21 protein-coding genes are annotated in these 18013 nt (G+C 73.2%); 14 read left to right on the forward strand and 7 right to left on the reverse strand.

Going from position 1 to position 18013, the window contains the following annotated elements; translation table 11 throughout:
• Positions 1 to 50: 50 nt before the first annotated feature.
• Positions 51 to 1574 carry an MDR family MFS transporter gene (locus ACGFI8_RS24130; RefSeq protein ID WP_392808107.1) on the reverse strand — a complete coding sequence of 508 codons (1524 nt, stop codon included), beginning with the start codon at positions 1572 to 1574 and terminating at the stop codon, positions 51 to 53.
• A 13-nt stretch (positions 1575 to 1587) separates the two neighbouring features.
• Positions 1588 to 2163 carry a helix-turn-helix domain-containing protein gene (locus tag ACGFI8_RS24135; protein ID WP_392808109.1) on the reverse strand — a complete coding sequence of 192 codons (576 nt, stop codon included), beginning with the start codon at positions 2161 to 2163 and terminating at the stop codon, positions 1588 to 1590.
• Between the two features lie 55 nt (positions 2164 to 2218).
• On the opposite strand from ACGFI8_RS24135, the gene ACGFI8_RS24140 reads away from it, so the two are divergent.
• The 4 genes from ACGFI8_RS24140 (at position 2219) to ACGFI8_RS24155 (ending at position 5991) form a co-directional block, all read left to right on the forward strand.
• Complete coding sequence (locus ACGFI8_RS24140; RefSeq protein WP_392808111.1) at positions 2219 to 3109, forward strand: NAD(P)/FAD-dependent oxidoreductase; 891 nt, start codon at positions 2219 to 2221, stop codon at positions 3107 to 3109.
• 23 nt (positions 3110 to 3132) lie between these two features.
• A complete protein-coding gene (locus ACGFI8_RS24145) occupies positions 3133 to 4101 on the forward strand; it encodes a DNA polymerase domain-containing protein (RefSeq protein ID WP_392808112.1) in 969 nt (322 codons plus the stop codon).
• 32 nt (positions 4102 to 4133) lie between these two features.
• Positions 4134 to 4682, forward strand: a complete 549-nt coding sequence (locus ACGFI8_RS24150; RefSeq protein WP_392808113.1) for a GrpB family protein — start codon at positions 4134 to 4136, stop codon at positions 4680 to 4682.
• A gap of 79 nt (positions 4683 to 4761) precedes the next feature.
• Positions 4762 to 5991: an MFS transporter gene (locus ACGFI8_RS24155; RefSeq protein WP_392808115.1), complete on the forward strand. Its 1230-nt coding sequence runs from the start codon at positions 4762 to 4764 to the stop codon at positions 5989 to 5991.
• Here ACGFI8_RS24155 and ACGFI8_RS24160 read toward each other — a convergent pair.
• Positions 5988 to 6878 (reverse strand): alpha/beta fold hydrolase, encoded by an 891-nt coding sequence (locus tag ACGFI8_RS24160; protein WP_392808117.1) that lies wholly within the window; start codon positions 6876 to 6878, stop codon positions 5988 to 5990. The genes ACGFI8_RS24155 and ACGFI8_RS24160 overlap by 4 nt on opposite strands.
• Positions 6879 to 6914: 36 nt before the next feature.
• On the opposite strand from ACGFI8_RS24160, the gene ACGFI8_RS24165 reads away from it, so the two are divergent.
• The 4 genes from ACGFI8_RS24165 to ACGFI8_RS24180 all read left to right on the forward strand — a co-directional run bounded on the left by ACGFI8_RS24165 (position 6915) and on the right by ACGFI8_RS24180 (position 9556).
• Complete coding sequence (locus ACGFI8_RS24165; protein WP_392808118.1) at positions 6915 to 7454, forward strand: helix-turn-helix domain-containing protein; 540 nt, start codon at positions 6915 to 6917, stop codon at positions 7452 to 7454.
• A gap of 37 nt (positions 7455 to 7491) precedes the next feature.
• Positions 7492 to 8499 carry a selenide, water dikinase SelD gene (gene selD, locus ACGFI8_RS24170; RefSeq protein WP_392808120.1) on the forward strand — a complete coding sequence of 336 codons (1008 nt, stop codon included), beginning with the start codon at positions 7492 to 7494 and terminating at the stop codon, positions 8497 to 8499.
• A 215-nt stretch (positions 8500 to 8714) separates the two neighbouring features.
• Positions 8715 to 9116: a DUF2752 domain-containing protein gene (locus ACGFI8_RS24175; protein ID WP_392808122.1), complete on the forward strand. Its 402-nt coding sequence runs from the start codon at positions 8715 to 8717 to the stop codon at positions 9114 to 9116.
• 38 nt (positions 9117 to 9154) lie between these two features.
• Complete coding sequence (locus ACGFI8_RS24180; RefSeq protein ID WP_392808123.1) at positions 9155 to 9556, forward strand: RDD family protein; 402 nt, start codon at positions 9155 to 9157, stop codon at positions 9554 to 9556.
• A 23-nt stretch (positions 9557 to 9579) separates the two neighbouring features.
• On the opposite strand, the gene nrfD is transcribed toward ACGFI8_RS24180, so the two are convergent.
• The 3 genes from nrfD to fdh are packed head-to-tail and all read right to left on the reverse strand — an operon-like array spanning position 9580 to position 14473.
• On the reverse strand, positions 9580 to 10497 hold the full coding sequence (gene nrfD / locus ACGFI8_RS24185) for an NrfD/PsrC family molybdoenzyme membrane anchor subunit (protein ID WP_392808125.1): 918 nt from the start codon (positions 10495 to 10497) through the stop codon (positions 9580 to 9582).
• Positions 10494 to 11258: a 4Fe-4S dicluster domain-containing protein gene (locus tag ACGFI8_RS24190; protein ID WP_392808309.1), complete on the reverse strand. Its 765-nt coding sequence runs from the start codon at positions 11256 to 11258 to the stop codon at positions 10494 to 10496. Before ACGFI8_RS24190 ends, nrfD begins: the two co-directional genes overlap by 4 nt.
• A gap of 23 nt (positions 11259 to 11281) precedes the next feature.
• Positions 11282 to 14473 carry a formate dehydrogenase gene (gene fdh, locus ACGFI8_RS24195; RefSeq protein WP_392808126.1) on the reverse strand — a complete coding sequence of 1064 codons (3192 nt, stop codon included), beginning with the start codon at positions 14471 to 14473 and terminating at the stop codon, positions 11282 to 11284.
• 55 nt (positions 14474 to 14528) lie between these two features.
• Here fdh and ACGFI8_RS24200 point away from each other — a divergent pair, with 55 nt between their 5' ends.
• Positions 14529 to 15026: a metallophosphoesterase family protein gene (locus ACGFI8_RS24200; RefSeq protein ID WP_392808312.1), complete on the forward strand. Its 498-nt coding sequence runs from the start codon at positions 14529 to 14531 to the stop codon at positions 15024 to 15026.
• A gap of 11 nt (positions 15027 to 15037) precedes the next feature.
• On the forward strand, positions 15038 to 15397 hold the full coding sequence (locus ACGFI8_RS24205) for a DUF4180 domain-containing protein (RefSeq protein ID WP_392808127.1): 360 nt from the start codon (positions 15038 to 15040) through the stop codon (positions 15395 to 15397).
• Positions 15398 to 15400: 3 nt separating this feature from the next.
• On the opposite strand, the gene ACGFI8_RS24210 is transcribed toward ACGFI8_RS24205, so the two are convergent.
• Positions 15401 to 16300 (reverse strand): polysaccharide deacetylase family protein, encoded by a 900-nt coding sequence (locus tag ACGFI8_RS24210; RefSeq protein WP_392808129.1) that lies wholly within the window; start codon positions 16298 to 16300, stop codon positions 15401 to 15403.
• Positions 16301 to 16458: 158 nt separating this feature from the next.
• Here ACGFI8_RS24210 and ACGFI8_RS24215 point away from each other — a divergent pair, with 158 nt between their 5' ends.
• Genes ACGFI8_RS24215 through ACGFI8_RS24230 form a run of 4 tightly spaced genes read left to right on the forward strand, consistent with a single transcriptional unit; the run spans position 16459 to position 18003 of the window.
• On the forward strand, positions 16459 to 16887 hold the full coding sequence (locus ACGFI8_RS24215; protein WP_392808130.1) for a helix-turn-helix domain-containing protein: 429 nt from the start codon (positions 16459 to 16461) through the stop codon (positions 16885 to 16887).
• A gap of 10 nt (positions 16888 to 16897) precedes the next feature.
• Positions 16898 to 17311, forward strand: a complete 414-nt coding sequence (locus ACGFI8_RS24220; protein ID WP_392808131.1) for a VOC family protein — start codon at positions 16898 to 16900, stop codon at positions 17309 to 17311.
• 18 nt (positions 17312 to 17329) lie between these two features.
• Positions 17330 to 17485 (forward strand): hypothetical protein, encoded by a 156-nt coding sequence (locus ACGFI8_RS24225; RefSeq protein ID WP_392808132.1) that lies wholly within the window; start codon positions 17330 to 17332, stop codon positions 17483 to 17485.
• Complete coding sequence (locus ACGFI8_RS24230) at positions 17482 to 18003, forward strand: GNAT family N-acetyltransferase (RefSeq protein ID WP_392808134.1); 522 nt, start codon at positions 17482 to 17484, stop codon at positions 18001 to 18003. The genes ACGFI8_RS24225 and ACGFI8_RS24230 overlap by 4 nt, the downstream gene beginning before the upstream one ends.
• Positions 18004 to 18013 lie beyond the last annotated feature (10 nt).

Here is an 18013-nt window from a genome sequence, read left to right on the forward strand (position 1 = left end):
CAATTTTCGGAGCTCCGCACGCTCCGTTACGTGATGTCACCGTGCGTGCGTCACGCCGGCGGGAGCTCCTCGATGTGTCGCGGGATCAGCAGCAGTACCGCCAGGCTGCACACGCCGACGACGGCGAGCGCGACGAAGACGTTGTGGGTCGCCGCGAACAGGCTCGCGCGCACGTAGTCGGCCACGGCCGAGGTCGCGTTGCCGCCCTGCAGCGCGATGCTCGTCGCGTCGGCGCCCGAGCCGAGCGCGGGCCGCACGTCCGCGGGCGCCGCGGCGAAGCGGCGATCCAGGGTCGCGTTCGCGATCGCCCCGAACGCGGCCGCCCCGACGGCGCTGCCGATGGAGCGCGAGAACATGTTGGTGCCGGTGACGACGCCGCGCCGGTCCCAGCCGACCACCGACTGCACGGCGACCAGCGTCGGCGCCGACGCCAGGCCCAGCCCGACGCCGATGACGAAGCAGGCAAGCGAGACCATGCCGACCGTGGTGTGCTCGGTGAGGAGGGCGCACAACGCCGTACCGCCGATGATGACCAGACTGCCGATCAGCGCGGTGTTGCGGAAGCCGATCCTGAGGTACACGTGGCCGGAAAGCGACGCCGCGATCGGCCAGCCCAGCGTCATCGCCGCGACCACGAACCCGGCGACCAGCGCGCCGGTGCCGAGCACGCCCTGGGAGAAGTTCGGCACGTAGGAGCTCAGCCCGATGACCAGGGCGCCCACGGTCACGGCCGCGAGATTGCCGCCGATCAGGGTGCGGTATCGCAACACCCACAGCGGCAGCACCGGCTCGGCGGCGCGGCGCTCGACGAACACGAACGCCGTGATGAGCGCGGCGCCGAGCACGAAGATGATCACGCTGGGCGCGGACAGCCAGGCCCAGGTGATGCCGCCCTCGAGCGTGCCGAGGATGAGCAGCGTGCAGCCGCCGATGAGCAGCGCCGCGCCGAGGTAGTCGATGCGGTGCCGGCGGCGCGCGACGCTCTCCTTCAGGTGCCGGGCCAGCATCCACGCGGCGATCAGGCCCAGCGGCACGTTGACGTAGAAGATCCAGCGCCACGACAGGTATTCGGAGAACACCCCGCCCAGCGTCGGCCCGACCACGGACGCCACGCCCCACACGCCGGCGACGTAGCCCTGCACCCGCGCCCGCTCCTGCACCGTGTAGAGGTCGCCGATGATCGTCATGCTGATCGGCTGGATCGCGCCGGCGCCGATGCCCTGCACCGCGCGAAACACGATGAGCGTCAGCATGCTCCACGCGGCGCCGCACAGCACCGACCCGACCAGGAACGCGACGATGCCGAAGAGCATGACGGGCTTGCGCCCGAGCACGTCGGCGAGCTTGCCGCACAGCGGCGTGGTGACCGCCGCGGTCAGCAGGTAGATCGAGAACAGCCACGGGAAGTGCGCGAACCCGCCGAGGTCGCGCACCACCGACGGCACGGCGGTCGCGATGATCGTGCTGTCCAGCGCCACCAGGCCCGTGGTCAGCATGACCGAGCCGAGCACCGGCCCCCGCTCCGAGCGCAGCCCGACCCCGCCGGAGCGCCCCGTGAAAGTGGCCTCGCGCATGGCCACACCTTACTCAGGGGTTGGCGCGGCGGGTGGACGGGCGGGCGCGGACGTGGACGCGTTCACCCTGGGGGCCGAACAGGCTCAGCACCTCCGTCGGGGCGTCGGTCGGGTTGCCGAACCAGTGCGGCACCCGGGTGTCGAACTCCGCCGCCTCGCCGGCATCGAGCACCAGGTCGTGCGCACCCAGGATCAGTCGCAGGCGGCCGGACAGGACGTACAGCCATTCGTAGCCCTCGTGGGACCGCGGGTCCGGCGGGCCGGCGGGGGTGGCCGGCGGGTACACGAGCTTGAACGCCTGCGGGGCGCCCGGGCGGCGGCTCAGTGGCACATACGTGACGCCGTGGCGGACCACCGGGCGCGCGTGGACGCGCGGGTCCGGCGCCGGCTCGGCGCCGGCCAGGTGGTCCAGGGTCACGCCGTGGGCCCTGGCCAGGGGGACGAGCAGCTCCAGCGTCGGGCGGCGGCCCCCGGACTCCAGGCGGGACAGGGTGCTGACCGAGATGCCGGTCTCGGCCGACAGCGCGGTCAGGGTGACGGCCCGCTGTTCGCGCAGACGGCGCAGGCGGATCCCGACGTGCTCGTCCATGGCACCAGTTTGCCATTCCGGCAAAGTTCTTTGCCACATCTGCCGGGTTGGGCGCATGGTCGGGGGCATGAGCGAGCAATACGACGTTATCGTCATCGGCGGCGGTGCGGCGGGGCTGAGCGGGGCGCTGACCCTGGCCCGGGCGCGGCGCCGGGTCCTGGTCGTCGACGGCGGGCAGCCCCGCAACGCGCCGGCCGCGGGCGTGCACAACTACCTCGGGCGGGAGAACACCCCGCCGGGCGAACTGCTGGAGATCGGGCGGGCCGAGGCGCGCGGGTACGGCGCGGAGTTCACCGACGGCGTCGTCACCAACGCGCTGCGCGAGGGCGACGGGTTCCGGGTGGAGCTCGCCGGCGGCACGAGCCTCGCGGCGCGGCGGCTGCTGGTCACCACCGGGCTCACCGACGAGCTGCCGGACATCCCGGGGCTGGCCGAGGGCTGGGGGCGGCGGGTGCTGCACTGCCCGTTCTGCCACGGCTGGGAGGTCCGCGACCGGCCCGTCGGCGTCATCGCCGTCGGTGCCCTCGCCGCGCACCAGGCGCTGCTGTGGACGCAGTGGACCGACGACGTCGTGCTGTTCACCAACAATCACGAAATGCCGGACATCTCGCCCAAGGTGCGTGTGGTCGAGGGCGAGGTCGTGGGCGTCGACGACGTGGGCGTACACCTGCGGGACGGAACCGTCGTGGCGCGGGAGGCGGTCGTCGTGCAGACCAGGATGGCGGCGCGGGCCGGGTTCCTCGACGGGCTCGGGCTCGAAACCGCCGACCTCGAGATGCAGGGCGAGGTGGTCGCCACCTACGTGCCCGCCGACCCCATGGGCAAGACGGCCGTGGAGGGCGTGTGGGTGGCCGGCAACGTCGCCGACCCCATGGCGCAGGTCATCGTGGCGGCCGGCGCGGGGCTGAAGGCGGCCGCCGCGATCATCATGGACCTGCTGGAATAGCGGTCAACCGATACGGTGTGACGGTGAGCACCGCCGAGGAACGCGACGGGGTCGCGCTGACCAACCTGGACCAGCCGCTCTTCGAGGGGGCCGGGGCCAGCAAGCGCGACCTCGTCGACTACCTCGACGCCGTGCACGACCGGATCATCCCGGTGCTGGCCGACCGGCCGCTGTCGGTGGTGCGCATCATGCGCGGTCAGGACTCGTTCATGCAGAAGAACGTCCCGAAGTACACCCCGGAATGGGTGAGGACGGTCCACATGTGGGCCGAGACGTCGAAGCGGGACGTCGCCTACGCCCTGTGCAACGACCGTCGCACGCTGCTGTGGTTCGCCAACCAGCGGGCCGTGGAGTACCACCCGACGCTCGTGCGGGCCGACGACTGGGCGCACACCACGCACCTGGTCCTCGACCTCGACCCGCCGGAGGGCCCACCGGCCACAACGGACTTCGGGATCGCGGTGCGGGCGGCCCGGCTGGTGCGCGAGACGCTGCGGGAGGCCGGCCTCACCGGCGCGGTCAAGACCAGCGGCGCGAAGGGCCTGCACGTCTTCGTGCCGATCCGGCCCACGCCGATGGAGGACGTGGCCGCGGCCACCCGGGCGATCGCGGCGCGCGCGGAGCGGCTCGACCCCGGCCTCGCCACCACCGCGTTCATCCGCGAGGACCGGCACGGCAAGGTGTTCCTCGACCCCACCCGGGTCGGCGGCGCGACGGTCGTGTGCGCGTACAGCCCGCGGCTGCGGCCGGGCTGCCCGGTGTCGTACCCGCTGGACTGGGCCGACCTCGACGACGTCTCCCCGCGCGACTTCACCGTCCACACCGCGCCCGGCCTGCTCGGCGCCGCCGACCCGTGGGCCGCGCGGATGCCGGCGCCGCAGGACGTACCCGCCGACCTCGTCGCCGAGGGCCACACCATCCCCGTCCCCCGCGTGCAGGCCATGCACGAGGGCAAGCGGCGCGCCCGGGCCCGGCGCGGGTCCGCCTCATAAACCCGAAACCCCGGATCCGGTACGGTCCACCCGTGCCGATCCGCATCGATCCGTCCGCCGCAGGCTGGCGGGCGCGTGGCCTGGAGCTGGCCGCCGAGGTCCACGCCGCCGCGGTGCCGCTGTCGCTGCGGGTGGAGCACATCGGCAGCACCGCGATCCCGGGCATGGCCGCCAAGCCGGTGTACGACCTGCAGATGAGCGTCGCAGCGCTCACCCCCGCCCTGGACGCCCCGCTCGCCGCGGCCGGCTTCGCCCGCGGCCCGTACGAGCACGACCACGTCCCCGCGGGCCGGCCCGACGCCCCGGACCTGTGGCGCAAGTACTTCTACGCCCGGGGCGGCCCGGAGCCGGTCAACCTCCACGTGCGCCTGGCCGGCTCGCCCAACGAGCGCCTGGCCCTGCTGTTCCGCGACTGGCTGCGCGCGCACCCGGCCGCGGTGGCCGCGTACGCCGCGTTCAAGACCGCCCTCGCCGGGCACCTCGACGACCTGGGCGCCTACACCGACGTCAAGGATCCGGTCGTGGACCTCGTCGTCGCCGTGGCCGAGGACTGGGCGGCGTCGACCGGCTGGCGCCCCTGAGCGGCTGCGCGAAGTGACGTACGAGACTTCCTGCCGCTATTCGGGAGAACGCTTCCCCGACATCGCGTAAGGTGCGCCCGTGGCATCGGGCATTAGCGTTGAGGCGCCGGTCGGCGTCGCCGGGCGAGCCGGGCGCACGCTGGTGCCGCTCGGCGTCATGTTCTTCTTCGTCGGGCTGTCGACCGCGGTCGTCGGGCCGTTCGTCTCGCTGTTCCTGAGCTCCGAGGTGCACGCCGGGCCGGTCCGGGTCGGCGCGTTCCTCGTCGCCGGGCCGCTGGCCATGGTGGCCTCTTCGTCGGTGCTCGGGCGGCTGTCCGACCGCCGCCCGATCCGGCGCCGGCTGCTGCTGTCCGCCGCCCTCGCCGGCTGCGCGGGCTCGATCGCGACCGCGTTCGTGCGCGAGTACTGGGTGCTGTTCGCGCTGACCGTCTCGGTGACCGCGGTCAGCGGCGCGCTGTTCCCGCAGTCCTTCGCCTACGCCCGCGAGGTGCTGCAGCAGCGCGGCTCGGCCCGGGCCGCGATGGCGATCAGCACGCTGCGGATGCTGTTCTCGGTCGCCTGGGTGGCCGGCCCGCCCGTGGCCGCGTTCCTGGTGCAGGCCGGGGGTTTCCGGGTGCTGTACCTCACCGCGGCCGTCATGTACGCCGTCGCCGCCGCGGTCGTGCTGCTGCGCCTCGATGAGGTCTCGCCGCCCGCGCACGTCGAGCGGCCGCCGGCCGGCAAGGCCGGGGTGGCGGTGCTGCTCGTGGTCGTCGCGTTCGCGCTCATGCAGGGCGCCGGGGTGCTCGGCGTGCAGGCGATGTCGCTGTACCTCAGCCGCGTCCTGCACGGCCAGGTCCGCGACGCCGGCCTCGTGCTGGGCCTGTGCGCGGCCCTGGAGATCCCGCTGATGCTGGGCTTCGGCGCGCTGTCGACCCGATTCCCGCTGCGGCGCCTGATCATCCTGGGCAGCGCGATCGGCGCGCTGTACTACGCCCTCGTCACGCTCGCCGCGCACAGCTGGCAGGTGGCGGCGCTGCAGCTGCTGAACGCGAGCTTCGTCGCCGCCGTGCAGGGCCTGGGCATCTCCTACGTCCAGGAGCTGCTGCCCGGCGAGCCCGGCCGCGCCGCGACCCTGGCCGGCAACGCGTTCCCGATCGCGGCGATCCTGGCCGGGCCGCTGCTGGGCCTCGCAGCGGACTTCGGCTACCGCTACGCATACGCGGCGAGCACCCTGCTGTGCCTCGGCGGCCTCGCGCTCCTGCTCGCCACAGGCCGCCGCCGGCCCGCCGATCGCGGCACATCGGAGGTCGTCGCCGCGGCTGGCTAGGCCCGGACGCGCGCCAGGAGGTCGCGTAGCGCGTCGAGGACCGGGCCGGGGCGCTGGACGTGCAGGTACTGGTGCGAGGCCCCCTCGACCAGCCGCCGCTCGCCCCGGGGCACCGACGCGGCGATCGAGGCGTGCAGGGCGTTGATGCCGTCGTGGGCGCGCTCCAGCAGCTCCGGCGGCATGCTCCTGGCCCACAGCGGGTTGCGGTCGGCGGCGGTGAGCACGATGAGCGGCACGTCCGGCAGCTGGCCGCCGGCGGCCAGCTCGGCGTACACCTCGTCCTCGAGGTTGCGCCCCTCCTGGATGCCCGTGCGCCAGGTCTCGAGGCGGTGCTCGACGAGGGCCTCGCGCACATCGGCGGGCCACTCGGCGTACAGCCGCGTCAGGGCGGCGCGGGACGCCTCCAGCTGCTCGGGGGTCAGGTCCGGCAGCTCGTCCCAGGTGGGTTTCATCCGCTCGTTGAGCGCGACCACCTCGGGCGGCAGGAACCGCAGGATGTCCTCGTGCCCGGGGTCGATGAACAGCAGCCCGGCCACGTCGGCCGGGAACAGCTGGGCGAACCGGCGGGCATAGACGGCGCCGATGGAGTGCCCGGCCAGCACGTACGGGCCGGGCAGCCCGGCGGCGCGCAGCACGTCGCGCAGCTCGGTCGCGACGGCCCCGGCCGTGCGCGGCAGGGCGACGGGGTCGCTCCAGCCGGTGCCGCCGCGGTCGTAGGTGACGACGGTGGTCAGGGCCGCGGCGCCGGTGAGGACGTTGTCGTACTCCAGGCCGACGAGCCCGGCGCCGGGCAGGAGCACGACGGGCGGGTCCCCGTCGCCGGCCCGGTAGAACGCGATCCTGCGCCCGCCGACCTCGACGGCGGCACCCCGTGGCATTGTTCTCATGTCTGCGAACATTAGCAGGCGTGCGAACATAGGCCAATGGACCCGGTCGAGCTGCTGCTGCACCCCGTGCGGCTGCGCATCGTGCACGCCCTGTCCGGCGGCCGCTCGCTGACGACCCAGCAGCTGTGCGATCGCATCCGTGACGCCTCGAAGGCCACGGTGTACCGCCACGTCGCCCTGCTCGCCGACGCCGGCATCCTCGAGGAGTCGGGCCAGCAGCGGGTCCGCGGGTTCGTCGAGCGCCACTACCGGCTGGTCCCGGCCCGCGCCGCGGTCACCGCCGAGCGGGCCGCGGCCGCGACGATCGAGGATCACCGGCACGCGTTCGCGGCGGCGATGGCGGCGCTGCTGGCGGAGTACCAGGCGTACCTGGACGACCCGCGCGCCGACCCGGCGGCGGACCAGGTCGGCTACCGCCAGCACGCGCTGTGGCTGACCGCGGCCGAGCGCGACGAGCTCATCGCGGGCATGCGCGCGGCGATCGTGCCGCACCTGGGCAACGAGCCGGCCCCGGGCCGCAGCCAGCACCTGCTCAGCCCGATCCTGTTCCCGGTCGAGCGCGACCGCGAGGCCTGAGCTCAGCACCGGCAACGGTCCACGAGCGGCGCCTACATTGGACGCCATGACGCAGACGATCCGGCTCACCGGCTACGCGCACGGCGGCGGCTGTGCCTGCAAGATCCCGCCCGGCGAGCTGGAGGCGGTGGTCGCCGGCCTGATGGGCGACGGCGCGCCGCAGGGACCGGGCGAGCTGATCGTCGGGCTCGACGACGGCGACGACGCGGCGGTCGTGTCGCTGTCCGGCGGCACCGCGGTGGTCGCCACCGCCGACTTCTTCACGCCGGTCGTCGACGACGCCTACGACTGGGGGCGCATCGCCGCGGCCAACGCGCTGTCCGACGTCTACGCGATGGGCGGCCGGCCGGTCGTCGCCGTGAACCTGCTCGCCTGGCCGCGCGAGGTGCTGCCGATGACACTGGCCGCGGCGGTACTGCGGGGAGGCCTGGACATCGCCCGCGAGGCCGGCTGTCACGTGGCGGGCGGGCACTCCGTCGACGACCCGGAGCCGAAGTACGGCATGGCGGTCACCGGCATCGCCGACCCGGATCGCCTGCTGCGCAACGACCGCGGCCGCCCCGGCCTGCCCCTGACGCTGACCAAGCCGCTCGGCATCGGCGTGCTCAACAGCCGGCACAAGGCCACCGGCGAGGCGTTCCCGCACGCGGTCGAGGCGATGACCACGCTCAACCGGGCCGCCTCGGCGGCGGCGCTGGCGGCCGGCGCCGAGTGCGCCACCGACGTGACCGGGTTCGGGCTGCTCGGGCACCTGCACAAGCTCGCGCGGGCCAGCGGCGTCACCGCGGTGGTCGAGGCGGCCGCCGTGCCCTACCTCGACGGCGCCCGCCGGGCCCTCGCCGACGGCTTCGTCAGCGGCGGCACCCGGCGCAACCTCGACTGGGTCCGCCCGCACCTCGACGCCGGCGCCACGCCGGAGGACGAGCTGCTGCTGCTCGCCGACGCGCAGACCTCCGGCGGCCTGCTGGTGGCGGGCGAACTGCCCGGCCATCCGGTCATCGGCGAGCTCGTCCCGTTCACCGGTTCGACGTTGCGGGTTCGATAGTTCGCCGCACATCGATCTTGCACTTGTGGAGCCCAACAAATCGGGCATTCAGGGAGTGTCTCGGCACCAGAACTGCAAGATCAACAAGGGTGGGCCCCACGTTGCACGTTCGCTAACGGTAGAACGACCCCGATTATCAGACATTCAGCCGATCTGAAGTGACGTCCATCACCACTTAAGATCACGACTCAATACGTCGAGCTACGGGGTCTCAGGTGCGCAGACAGTACTCGATACCGGAGCGCCTGGGCGGGTTCGGTGTCGCCGTCGCGAGCGCGGCGGCGGTCTGGCCGGCGGTCACCGCCGGCACGGGCCTCGGTCTGCCGTGCCCGCTGCGCTGGGCAACCGGCATCCCGTGCCCCGGATGCGGGCTGACCACCGCGGCGGTGGACCTGACACACGGCCGCGTCCTGGCCTCGCTCGGCGACAACCCGGCGGCCCTGGGTCTCGCGATCCTGACGGCCGTGACGGTCCCGATGGTCTTCCTGCGGCATCTCGGCCTGGTCGCCCCGCCGGCGCCCTGGTCCGCCCGGACCCGCCGCAGGGTGGAAGTGGCCGCGGTCGTCGCCGCGGCGGCGAGCTGGTGTTTCCAGCTCTACCGGTTCGGACTCGTCTGAGCCGCGTCAATCCCTACTCCCAAGGAGCAATACCCCCAATGAACTACGCAAACTGGATCCAGCGCGTCGGCGGTTACCTGATCGACGTCCTGCCCGCCGCGATCCTCGGCGGCATCGGCGGCGCGATCGGCGGCGCCGGCTCCTCGGACGGCCCGAACGCGCTGTACTACGTCTTCCTGGTGCTCGCCCTCGCATACTCGATCTACAACCGGTGGGTGCTCGGCGGCCAGGGCGCCAGCCTCGGCAAGAAGGCGCTCGGCATGCGGCTGATCAAGGAGCAGACGGGCCAGCCGCTCGGCTTCGGCGGCGCCTTCCTGCGCGACATCTGCCACATCGTCGACAGCATCATCTGCTACGTCGGCTGGCTGTTCCCGCTGTGGGACGCGAAGCGGCAGACCATCGCCGACAAGATCTCCGGCTCGGTGGTCATCAAGGCCTGATGAGGGCCCGCCGTGGCGGGGCGTCAGCCCCGCTGCGGCTCCACCACATACTTCGGATCCTTCGTCGAGGCGACGCCGGCCTCGAACACCCCGAACCGGGTGGCGAGCGACCCCGCCAGTAGCGCCGCCCCGGACAGCGCCGACAGCAGCCGGCTGCGCCGCCCCAGCACCGCGCCGGCCGCCCCGGCGAGGTTCAGCGCCCGCGCCGCGCGCAGCAGCCGCCCCGCCTTCCCCATGCGGTACGGCTCCCCCGGCAGCCCCAGCCCGGTCTCGATCCGGTGGGTCGCGGCGACCTCGAGCGCGACCCCGGCGACCGCGAGCGTGCGGGCCGGGCCACCCTCGCGCACCGGCGCCGCGATGAGCCCGACGGCCGCCCCGCTGGCCAGGGCGCTGCCCGCGAACACGAACGGCAGGTCGGCCCGGGCCGCGTGCCACGACGGCGCCGCCGTGTCGGCGACGAGCACCGCCGTGTAGGTGGCCAGCCCGGGCGCCAGCGCCGCCGCGCCGAGGCCGGCGGCCCGCCCGGCGCGCGCGGTCCAGCCGCGGGGCCGCGCCTCGGTGGCGGCGGCCAGGCTCGCGGCCCCGCCGAACGCGCTCAGCAGCCAGGTGCCCACCGACATCGGCGAGGTCGGCTTGGCCACCCGCAGCATGTGGTGGAAGCGCTCCGGCCGGCCGAGGTCGTTGATGAGGAAGTAGGTGCTCGCGCCGAGCGCGCCGAGGGCGGCCAGCCGCGCGGCCCGCCGGGTCTTCGGCCGGCCGGTCAGGTCGGCACCGGCCGCGAGCAGGGCGCTGCCCGCCGCCAGCCCGCCGGTGAAGAGGTACGCCGGGATGTCGTGCTTCCACACCGGCGCCTTGAGGATGGGCCGGCCGTAGTACGAGCGGAAGTCGGCGCGGGGGACCTGGACGTCCTCGCCGCCGTGCTCGCGTGCGGGGCGGGTCATGGTCTCCTTCCGAGGAACGACACCGCGACGGCCGCGGCCATCGTCAGCGCGGCCAGGCCGGCGCGCTTCCACATCTGCGGCAGGTCACGGGTGCTGGCGACCGGGGCGGGCGGCAGGCCGTACACCTCGGGCTCGTCGAGCAGCAGGAAGAACGCGCCCTGCCCGCCGACCCCGTCGTCCGGGTCGTGGCCGTAGAGCCGCGCCTCCGGCCGGTCCAGCTGCTCCAGCCGGGCCTGCGCCCGCTCGCGCAGTTCGTCGAGGGGGCCGTACTGGATCGACTCGGTCGGGCACGCCGTCGCGCAGGCCGGCCGCAGCCCGTCGCCGATGCGGTCGTAGCACAGCGTGCACTTCCAGACGCGCCCGTCGCCCTCCCGCCGGGCGATCACGCCGTACGGGCAAGCGGACACGCAGTAGCCGCAGCCGTTGCAGATGTCGGCCTGGACGATCACGGTGTCGAACTCGGTGCGCAGGAGCGAGCCGGTCGGGCACACGTCGAGGCAGGCGGCGTGCGTGCAGTGCTTGCACACGTCCGACATCATCAGCCAGCGTATGTCGCCAGGAGTCTCCGGCCCCTCGGCTGAAGGCACGGTTTGCTCGATGAAGGCGACGTGCCGCCACGAGTTGGCGTCGAGCTGGCCGGTGTTGTCGAAGGACATGCCGAGCAGGTCGAGCCCGTCGGCGGGCACGGCGTTCCACTCCTTGCACGCGACTTCGCACGCCTTGCAGCCGATGCACACGCTCGTGTCGGTGAAGAAGCCCATCCGCCGCGGCGTCTGCTCTATCGTCACAGCCCCGCCCTCCGGTTGTAGTCCTCGACGAGCGCGCGAAGCGCCGCGCCCCGCGGGCGCCGGCCGGCGCGCACGTCGCAGGTGCCCACCTTGCTCTCCTGGATCAGCACGTTGGGGTCCAGAACGATGCCGACGAGGTCGTTCGCCGAGTCGCCGGTGGTCAGGCCGGAGCCGCCCCAGTGGTACGGCAGCCAGATCTGGTGCACCGGCCGCCCGTCGATGCGCAGCGGCCGCATCCGCGGGGTGACCATGACCCGCGCCTCGATCGCCGACCGGCTGGTGACCACGTGCGCCCAGCCCAGGTGCTCCAGCCCCCGCTCGGCCGCCAGGGCCAGCGAGACCTCGACGAACATCTCCGGCTGCAGCTCCGAGAGGTACTCCAGCGTCCGGCTCATCCCGCCGGCGGTGTGGTGCTCGGTGAGCCGGCTGATGGTGAACACGAACGGGAACACGTCGCTGCGCGAGGGGTTGGCCGGGTTCTCCGAGCGCTGGTACCGCTTGCGGGTCGGGTTGGACTGCTGCGGGTACAGCGGGTTCGCCACCGGCGACTCGACCGGCTCGTAGTGCGTCGGCATCGGCCCGTCGACGAGCCCCTTGGGCGCGAACAGCCAGCCCTTGCCGTCGCCCTGCATGACGAACGGGTCGTCCCCGGCGATGCCCGCCGGCCCGGCCGTGCCCGGCTCCGGCCGGTACGTGGGCGGCTTGGTCTTCTCGAAGTCGGGCACGTCCGGCCCGGTCCACTCGCCCCGCTCGTCGTCCCAGAAGACGTAGGCCTTGCGCGCGCTCCACGGGCGGCCCGCCGGGTCGGCGGAGGCGCGGTTGTAGAGCATGCGCCGGTTCATCGGCCACGCCCAGCCCCACTCCAGCCCGAGCGGGTCGGCCTCGGACGCGGGCGTGCGCCGGGCCGCCTGGTTGACCCCGCCGGCGTACACCCCGGAGTAGATCCAGCAGCCGCACGCCGTGGACCCGTCGTCGCGCAGCTCGTTGAAGCCGGACAGCGGCGCGCCGGTGGCCACGTCGAAGCCGTTGATCTCCCGCAGGACCGCCTCCGCCGAGGGCTCGTCGTGCGGGCCGTGCGTGGGGTAGTCCCAGACCAGGTCGTGCACCGGCCGGTCGCGCCGCAGCGTGGAGCCGGCGAGCCGGGCCTTGACGAGGCGCCCGAGGTGGTAGAAGAACCACAGCTCCGAGCGGCAGTCGCCGGGCGGGTCGACGGCCTTCTGCCGCCACTGCAGCAGCCGCTGGGTCTGGGTGAACGTGCCCTCCTTCTCCACGTGGGAGGCGGCGGGCAGCAGGAACACCTCGGTCTTGCACTCCTGCGGCTCGATCTCGCCGGTCTCGACCTCGGGGGCGTCGCGCCAGAAGGTGGCGCTCTCGATCTCGTAGAGGTCGCGCACCACGAGCCAGTCCAGCTGCGCCATGCCGAGCCGCTGGGCGCGGCCGTGCGCGGAGCCGACGGCCGGGTTCTGGCCGAGCAGGAAGTACCCCTGCACCTTGCCGTCGAGCATGGACAGCACCTGCTGGTAGGTGCTGTGGTCGCCGGTGAGCCGGGGCAGGTGCCCGAAGCAGTAGTCGTTCTCCGCGGTGGCGGCGTCGCCGAAGTACGCCTTGAGCAGGCTGACCGCGAACGTGCGGGCGTTGCCCCAAAAGCCCTTCTGCCCGGGGTGGCGGATCGCGTCGACCCACTCCTCCAGCGTGTCGTGCCGGCCGGCGCTCGGCATCGGCAGATACCCTGGCAGCAGGTTGAACAGCGTCGGGATGTCGGTGGAGCCCTGGATGCTGGCGTGCCCGCGCAGCGCCATGATCCCGCCGCCGGGGCGGCCCATGTTGCCCAGCAGGAGCTGGATGATGGCGCCGGCGCGGATGTACTGCACCCCGACCGAGTGCTGCGTCCAGCCCACGGAGTAGACCAGCGCGGTGGTGCGCTCCCGGCCGGAGTTGCGCGTCCACGCCTCGCAGACCCGGGCGAACTGCTCCGGCGGCACGCCGCACACCTGCTCCACCAGCTCCGGGGTGTACCGCGCGAAGTGCCGCTTCAGGATCTGGAACACGCACCGCGGGTGCTGCAGCGTCTCGTCCCGCTCGGCGGTGGCCGGGATCGGCGGGCCGTGCGACTCGTGCTGCATCGCCGTGGCGGTCTCGCGGCCGGCGGGGCCGTACTCCCGCGCGCGCTCCTCGCGGGCATGGCCCTGGTAGCGCCACGACGACGGGTCGTACGCCTGCGTCTGCGGGTCGAAGCCGGAGAACAGCCCGTCGAGGTCCTCGGTGTCGCGGAAGTCCTCGTTCACGATCGTGGCCGCGTTGGTGTACGCGACGACGTACTCCCGGAAGTCCAGCTCGTTGCTCAGGATGTGGTTGACCACACCGCCGAGGAACGCGATGTCCGACCCGGCCCGGATCGGCACGAACATGTCGGCGACGGCGCTGGTGCGCGTGAACCTGGGGTCGACGTGGATGACCGTCGCCCCGCGGGCCTTGGCCTCCATCACCCACTGGAAGCCGACCGGGTGGGCCTCGGCCATGTTCGAGCCCTGGATCACGATGCAGTCAGCGTTGGCCAGGTCCTGCTGGAAGCCCGTGGCGCCGCCGCGACCGAAGCTGGTCCCCAGACCGGGGACGGTGGCGGAGTGTCAAATGCGCGCCTGGTTCTCGATCTGCAGCGCGCCGATCGCGGTGAACAGCTTCTTGATGAGGTAGTTTTCCTCGTTGTCCAGCGTGGCCCCGCCGAGGCTGGCGATGCCCAGCGTGCGGTTGACCGGCCGGCCCTGCTCGTCGGTGTCCTGCCAGGTCTGCTCCCGGGCGGCGACCACGCGGTCGGCGATCATCTCCATCGCCGTGGCGAGGTCGAGCTCCTCCCACTCGGTCGCGTAGGGCCGGCGGTACTTCACCCGGGTGGCCCGCAGCGGGCTGGTGACCAGGCTCTTGCTGGCCGAGCCCTTCGGGCACAGCCGGCCGCGGGAGATCGGGCTGTCGGGGTCACCCTCGATCTGGGTGACCTTGCCGTCCTTGACGAAGACGCGCTGGGCGCAGCCGACGGCGCAGTAGGGGCACACCGACTTGGCGACCGAGTCGGCCTGCGTGGTGCGGGCGGTGATCGCGTCGGTGCGCGGCGAGCGCACCGCCTCGCCGCGGCCGGTCGGGTCCGGCCCGGTCAGCTGCCGGAAGACCGGCCAGCTGCGCAACCACTGCATGGTCAGGACTCTACAGCCTGGCTACGCTGGGCGCGTGGCTGCCGACGGGAGACCGGTGCGGGTGGCGCTGCTGGCCGACACCCACGTCCCGGCGCGCGCCCGCGACCTGCCCGCCGAGGTCTGGGCCGCGGTCGCGGCGGCCGACGTGGTGATCCACGCGGGTGACTGGGTGAGCGCGGCCATGCTCGACGAGCTGGAGGCGCGCTCCGCGCGGCTCATCGGCGTCTTCGGCAACAACGACGGCCCGCCGCTGCGCGCCCGCCTGCCCGAGGTCGCCGAGGCCGAGCTCGGCGGGGTCCGCCTCGCGGTGGTGCACGAGACGGGGCCGGCCGCCGGCCGCGAGCGCCGCTGCGCACAGCGGTTCCCGGGCGTCGACCTGCTCGTCTTCGGCCACTCCCACATCCCGTGGGACAGCGTCGCCCCCGGCGGCCTGCGGCTGCTCAACCCCGGCTCGCCGACCGACCGCCGCCGCCAGCCGCACGCCACCTACATGACCGCCACGCTCGCCGGCGGCGCGATAAACGACGTGCTCCTGCACCCGCTGCCGCGATAGCCTCACTCCCCATGGACCGGGTCGAGAAGATCAACGGGGTCGACGCGCTCGTGCTGGACGACGAGGGCCCGCGCTACGGCGCGGAGCTCGGCGCCGGCGACCTCGTCGGCGCGGCGCTCTCCCACGGCGTGGAGCTGCTCGTCGTGCCGGTCGGCCGGCTCGCCGACGACTTCTACGTCCTGCGCTCCGGGGTGGCCGGCGAGATCCTGCAGAAGCTGGTCAACTACCGCCTGCGCCTGGCCGTGATCGGCGACGTCTCCGCGCACGTGGCGGCGAGCGACGCGCTGCGCGACCTGATCCGCGAGTCCAACCGCGGCCGCGACGCCTGGTTCCTGCCCGACCGCGCCGCCCTGGACGCCCGGCTCGCCTGAGCGTCAGGTCGGCAGGCCCTCCAGGGTGAAGTACCGCTTCATCCAGGGGATCAGCTGCCGATACGCGACGATCGTGTCGGGCTGGCCGTTGTCGTGCGACAGGATGATCGAGCCCTGGCGGATCTCGGCCTTCACCTGGGCGATGACCCGGTTGATGTGGGCCTGGTGGCCGTTGTCGGGCTTGTGGTCCCAGTCCTTCGGGTCGACGTCCCAGTAGATCGAGGCCATGCCGAGCTCGGCCGCCTTGGCCACCAGCGACGGGGTGAAGTTGCCGCCCGGCGCGCGGAAGTACTTGATCGGGGCGTCGGCGCCGACCGCGGCGTGGATCATGTCGTTGGTGTGCCGCAGGTCCCAGTCGATGTACTCCGGGTCGCGCTTGGCGAGGTCCGTCAGGTGCTGCCACGAGTGGTTGCACAGCGTGTGCCCGTCGGCGTAGATCTGGCGCACCAGGTCGGGCCGGTCGCGGACCCGGAAGCCGACCATGCAGAACGTGGCCTTGACCCCGTTTTCGCGCAGCACCTGCAGGATCGCCGGGGTGTTGATCGGGTCGGGGCCGTCGTCGAAGGTCAGCGCGACGCCGGTGCCGGCGGTGCGGGTGATCGTGTCGGCCGGGCCGTGGCCGTTGCCCGGCGGGCGGACGTTGAACCCGCCCTCGGGCGCCTTCGAGGTCGTCGCCGGCGCGGCGGGCGTCGTCGACGCCGGGGCGGCGGGGGTCGGCGAGGCGGTCGCGCTCGGCGGCACCGAGCGTGACGGCGCGGCCGACGGCGCGGCGCTCGCCTGTCGTGTGACCTCGGCCGCGGGCTGCGCGACCGAGCGCGGCGCGTCTCCAGTGCAGGCCACGATCCCGAACAGGATCGCGACGGTCGCGGCCAGCCTGGCGTATCCGGACCTCTTGCCGAGCACCCTGCAGCTCCCCATCCTCGGCGTACGACATCTTCGGCGTACGACGTCAGCGGGGCCACGCTAGCGGACTCGGCGGGGCCGGCGCACCCCCGCCCGGAGGTCGACGACGTTCGGTATGTGCAACCGTCACGCTCCGGCCGAAGACTACAGTGTGGGGCGTGACCGTGCCGGTCGAACTGCTGCCCCACTTGCGCCGGGCGCGCGACCACATCGACCGCAACTACGGCGCGCCGCTCAACCTGGGCACGGTCGCGGCCGTCGCCAGCGTCTCGAAGTACCACTTCATCCGCTGTTTCGAGGACGCCTACGGCGAGACCCCGATGCGCTACCTGACCCGCCGGCGCATCGAGCGCGCCCAGGACCTGCTGCGCAACGCCAACCTCACGGTGACCGAGGTGTGCATGGCGGTCGGCTTCACCAGCCTGGGCTCGTTCTCGGCGAAGTTCACGCGGATCGTCGGGGAGAGCCCGGTGGCGTACCGCAACCGCTGGGCCGTAGCCGGCGCCGCGCACATCCCCGGCTGCTGGCTGTTCATGGCCGGCGTGGTGCGCAATTTCGGAGAAGGCCCGCAGGGTGACGCGGAGTAGCGTCGGGAGCATGATCTCCAACATCTCGCTCGTCACGATCTACTGTCTCGACCAGGACTCCACCCGCGACTTCTACGTAAACGTGCTGGGCTTCGAGGCCGCCTCCGACGTCACCATGGGTGAGTTCCGCTGGGTCACCATCCGCCACCCCGCCCAGCCGGAGCTCGAGGTCACGCTGATGACGCCCGGCCCGCCGCTGGACGAGGACGCGGCCGCGTTCGTGCGGCGGCAGCTGGAGAAGGGCGGCATGGGCGGCCTCGGCCTGCGCGTCGAGGACTGCCGCAAGGCCCACGCCGAGCTCGTCGCGAAGGGCGTCACGTTCCTGCAGGAGCCGCAGGAGCGGCCGTACGGCGTCGAGGCCGTCATGCGCGACAACACCGGCAACTGGCTCGTGCTCGTCGAACCGCGGGAGTTCGCCGGCTGAGCCGATAGGGTTCCCCGCATGGCGCGTCGTCGACAGCACGTGGCGGCACTGCGGGACCTCCCGCCCGCCGACTGGCCCGCGCACCTGCCCCGCTTCGAGGCGTACGCCGCCTCGCAAGACCCCGACATCGCGTGGATCGTGCAGGAGAACCGCGGGAAGGCGCGCCTGCGATGAGGACGGTGCACACCGCCGACCTCACCGCAGGCGAGCGCGCGCAGCTGCGGGCCGTGCTCGACGCCGCGTTCGGCGGCACCTTCGACGACGCCGACTGGGCCCATGCGCTGGGAGGACTGCACGTGCTCGCCGAGGCCGGCGGCCGGATCGTCGCGCACGCCTCGGTGGTACAGCGGGCGCTGCTCGCCGACGGCGTGCCGCTGCGCGCCGGATACCTGGAGGCCGTCGCGGTGCACCCCGACCACCAGCGTCTCGGGTACGCGACCGCCGTCATGGACGAGGCCGAGCGGATCATCCGGGCGGCGTACGACATCGGGGCCCTGTCGGCCTCGCCGGCCGGTGCCGGCCTCTACGCCCGCCGCGGCTGGGTCCGCTGGCCCGGCACCACCGCCGTGCTCTCCCCGCACGGCCTCGCCCCGACCCCGGACGACGACGACAGCACCTACGTCCTGCCGGTCGGCGCGCTGCGCCTCGGCGGCGTCCTGGCCTGCGACTTCCGCGCGGGCGACGTCTGGTGAGAAAAATCTT

The sequence above is a fragment of the Dactylosporangium sp. NPDC048998 genome, assembly GCF_043197855.1.
Classification (GTDB): domain Bacteria; phylum Actinomycetota; class Actinomycetes; order Mycobacteriales; family Micromonosporaceae; genus Dactylosporangium.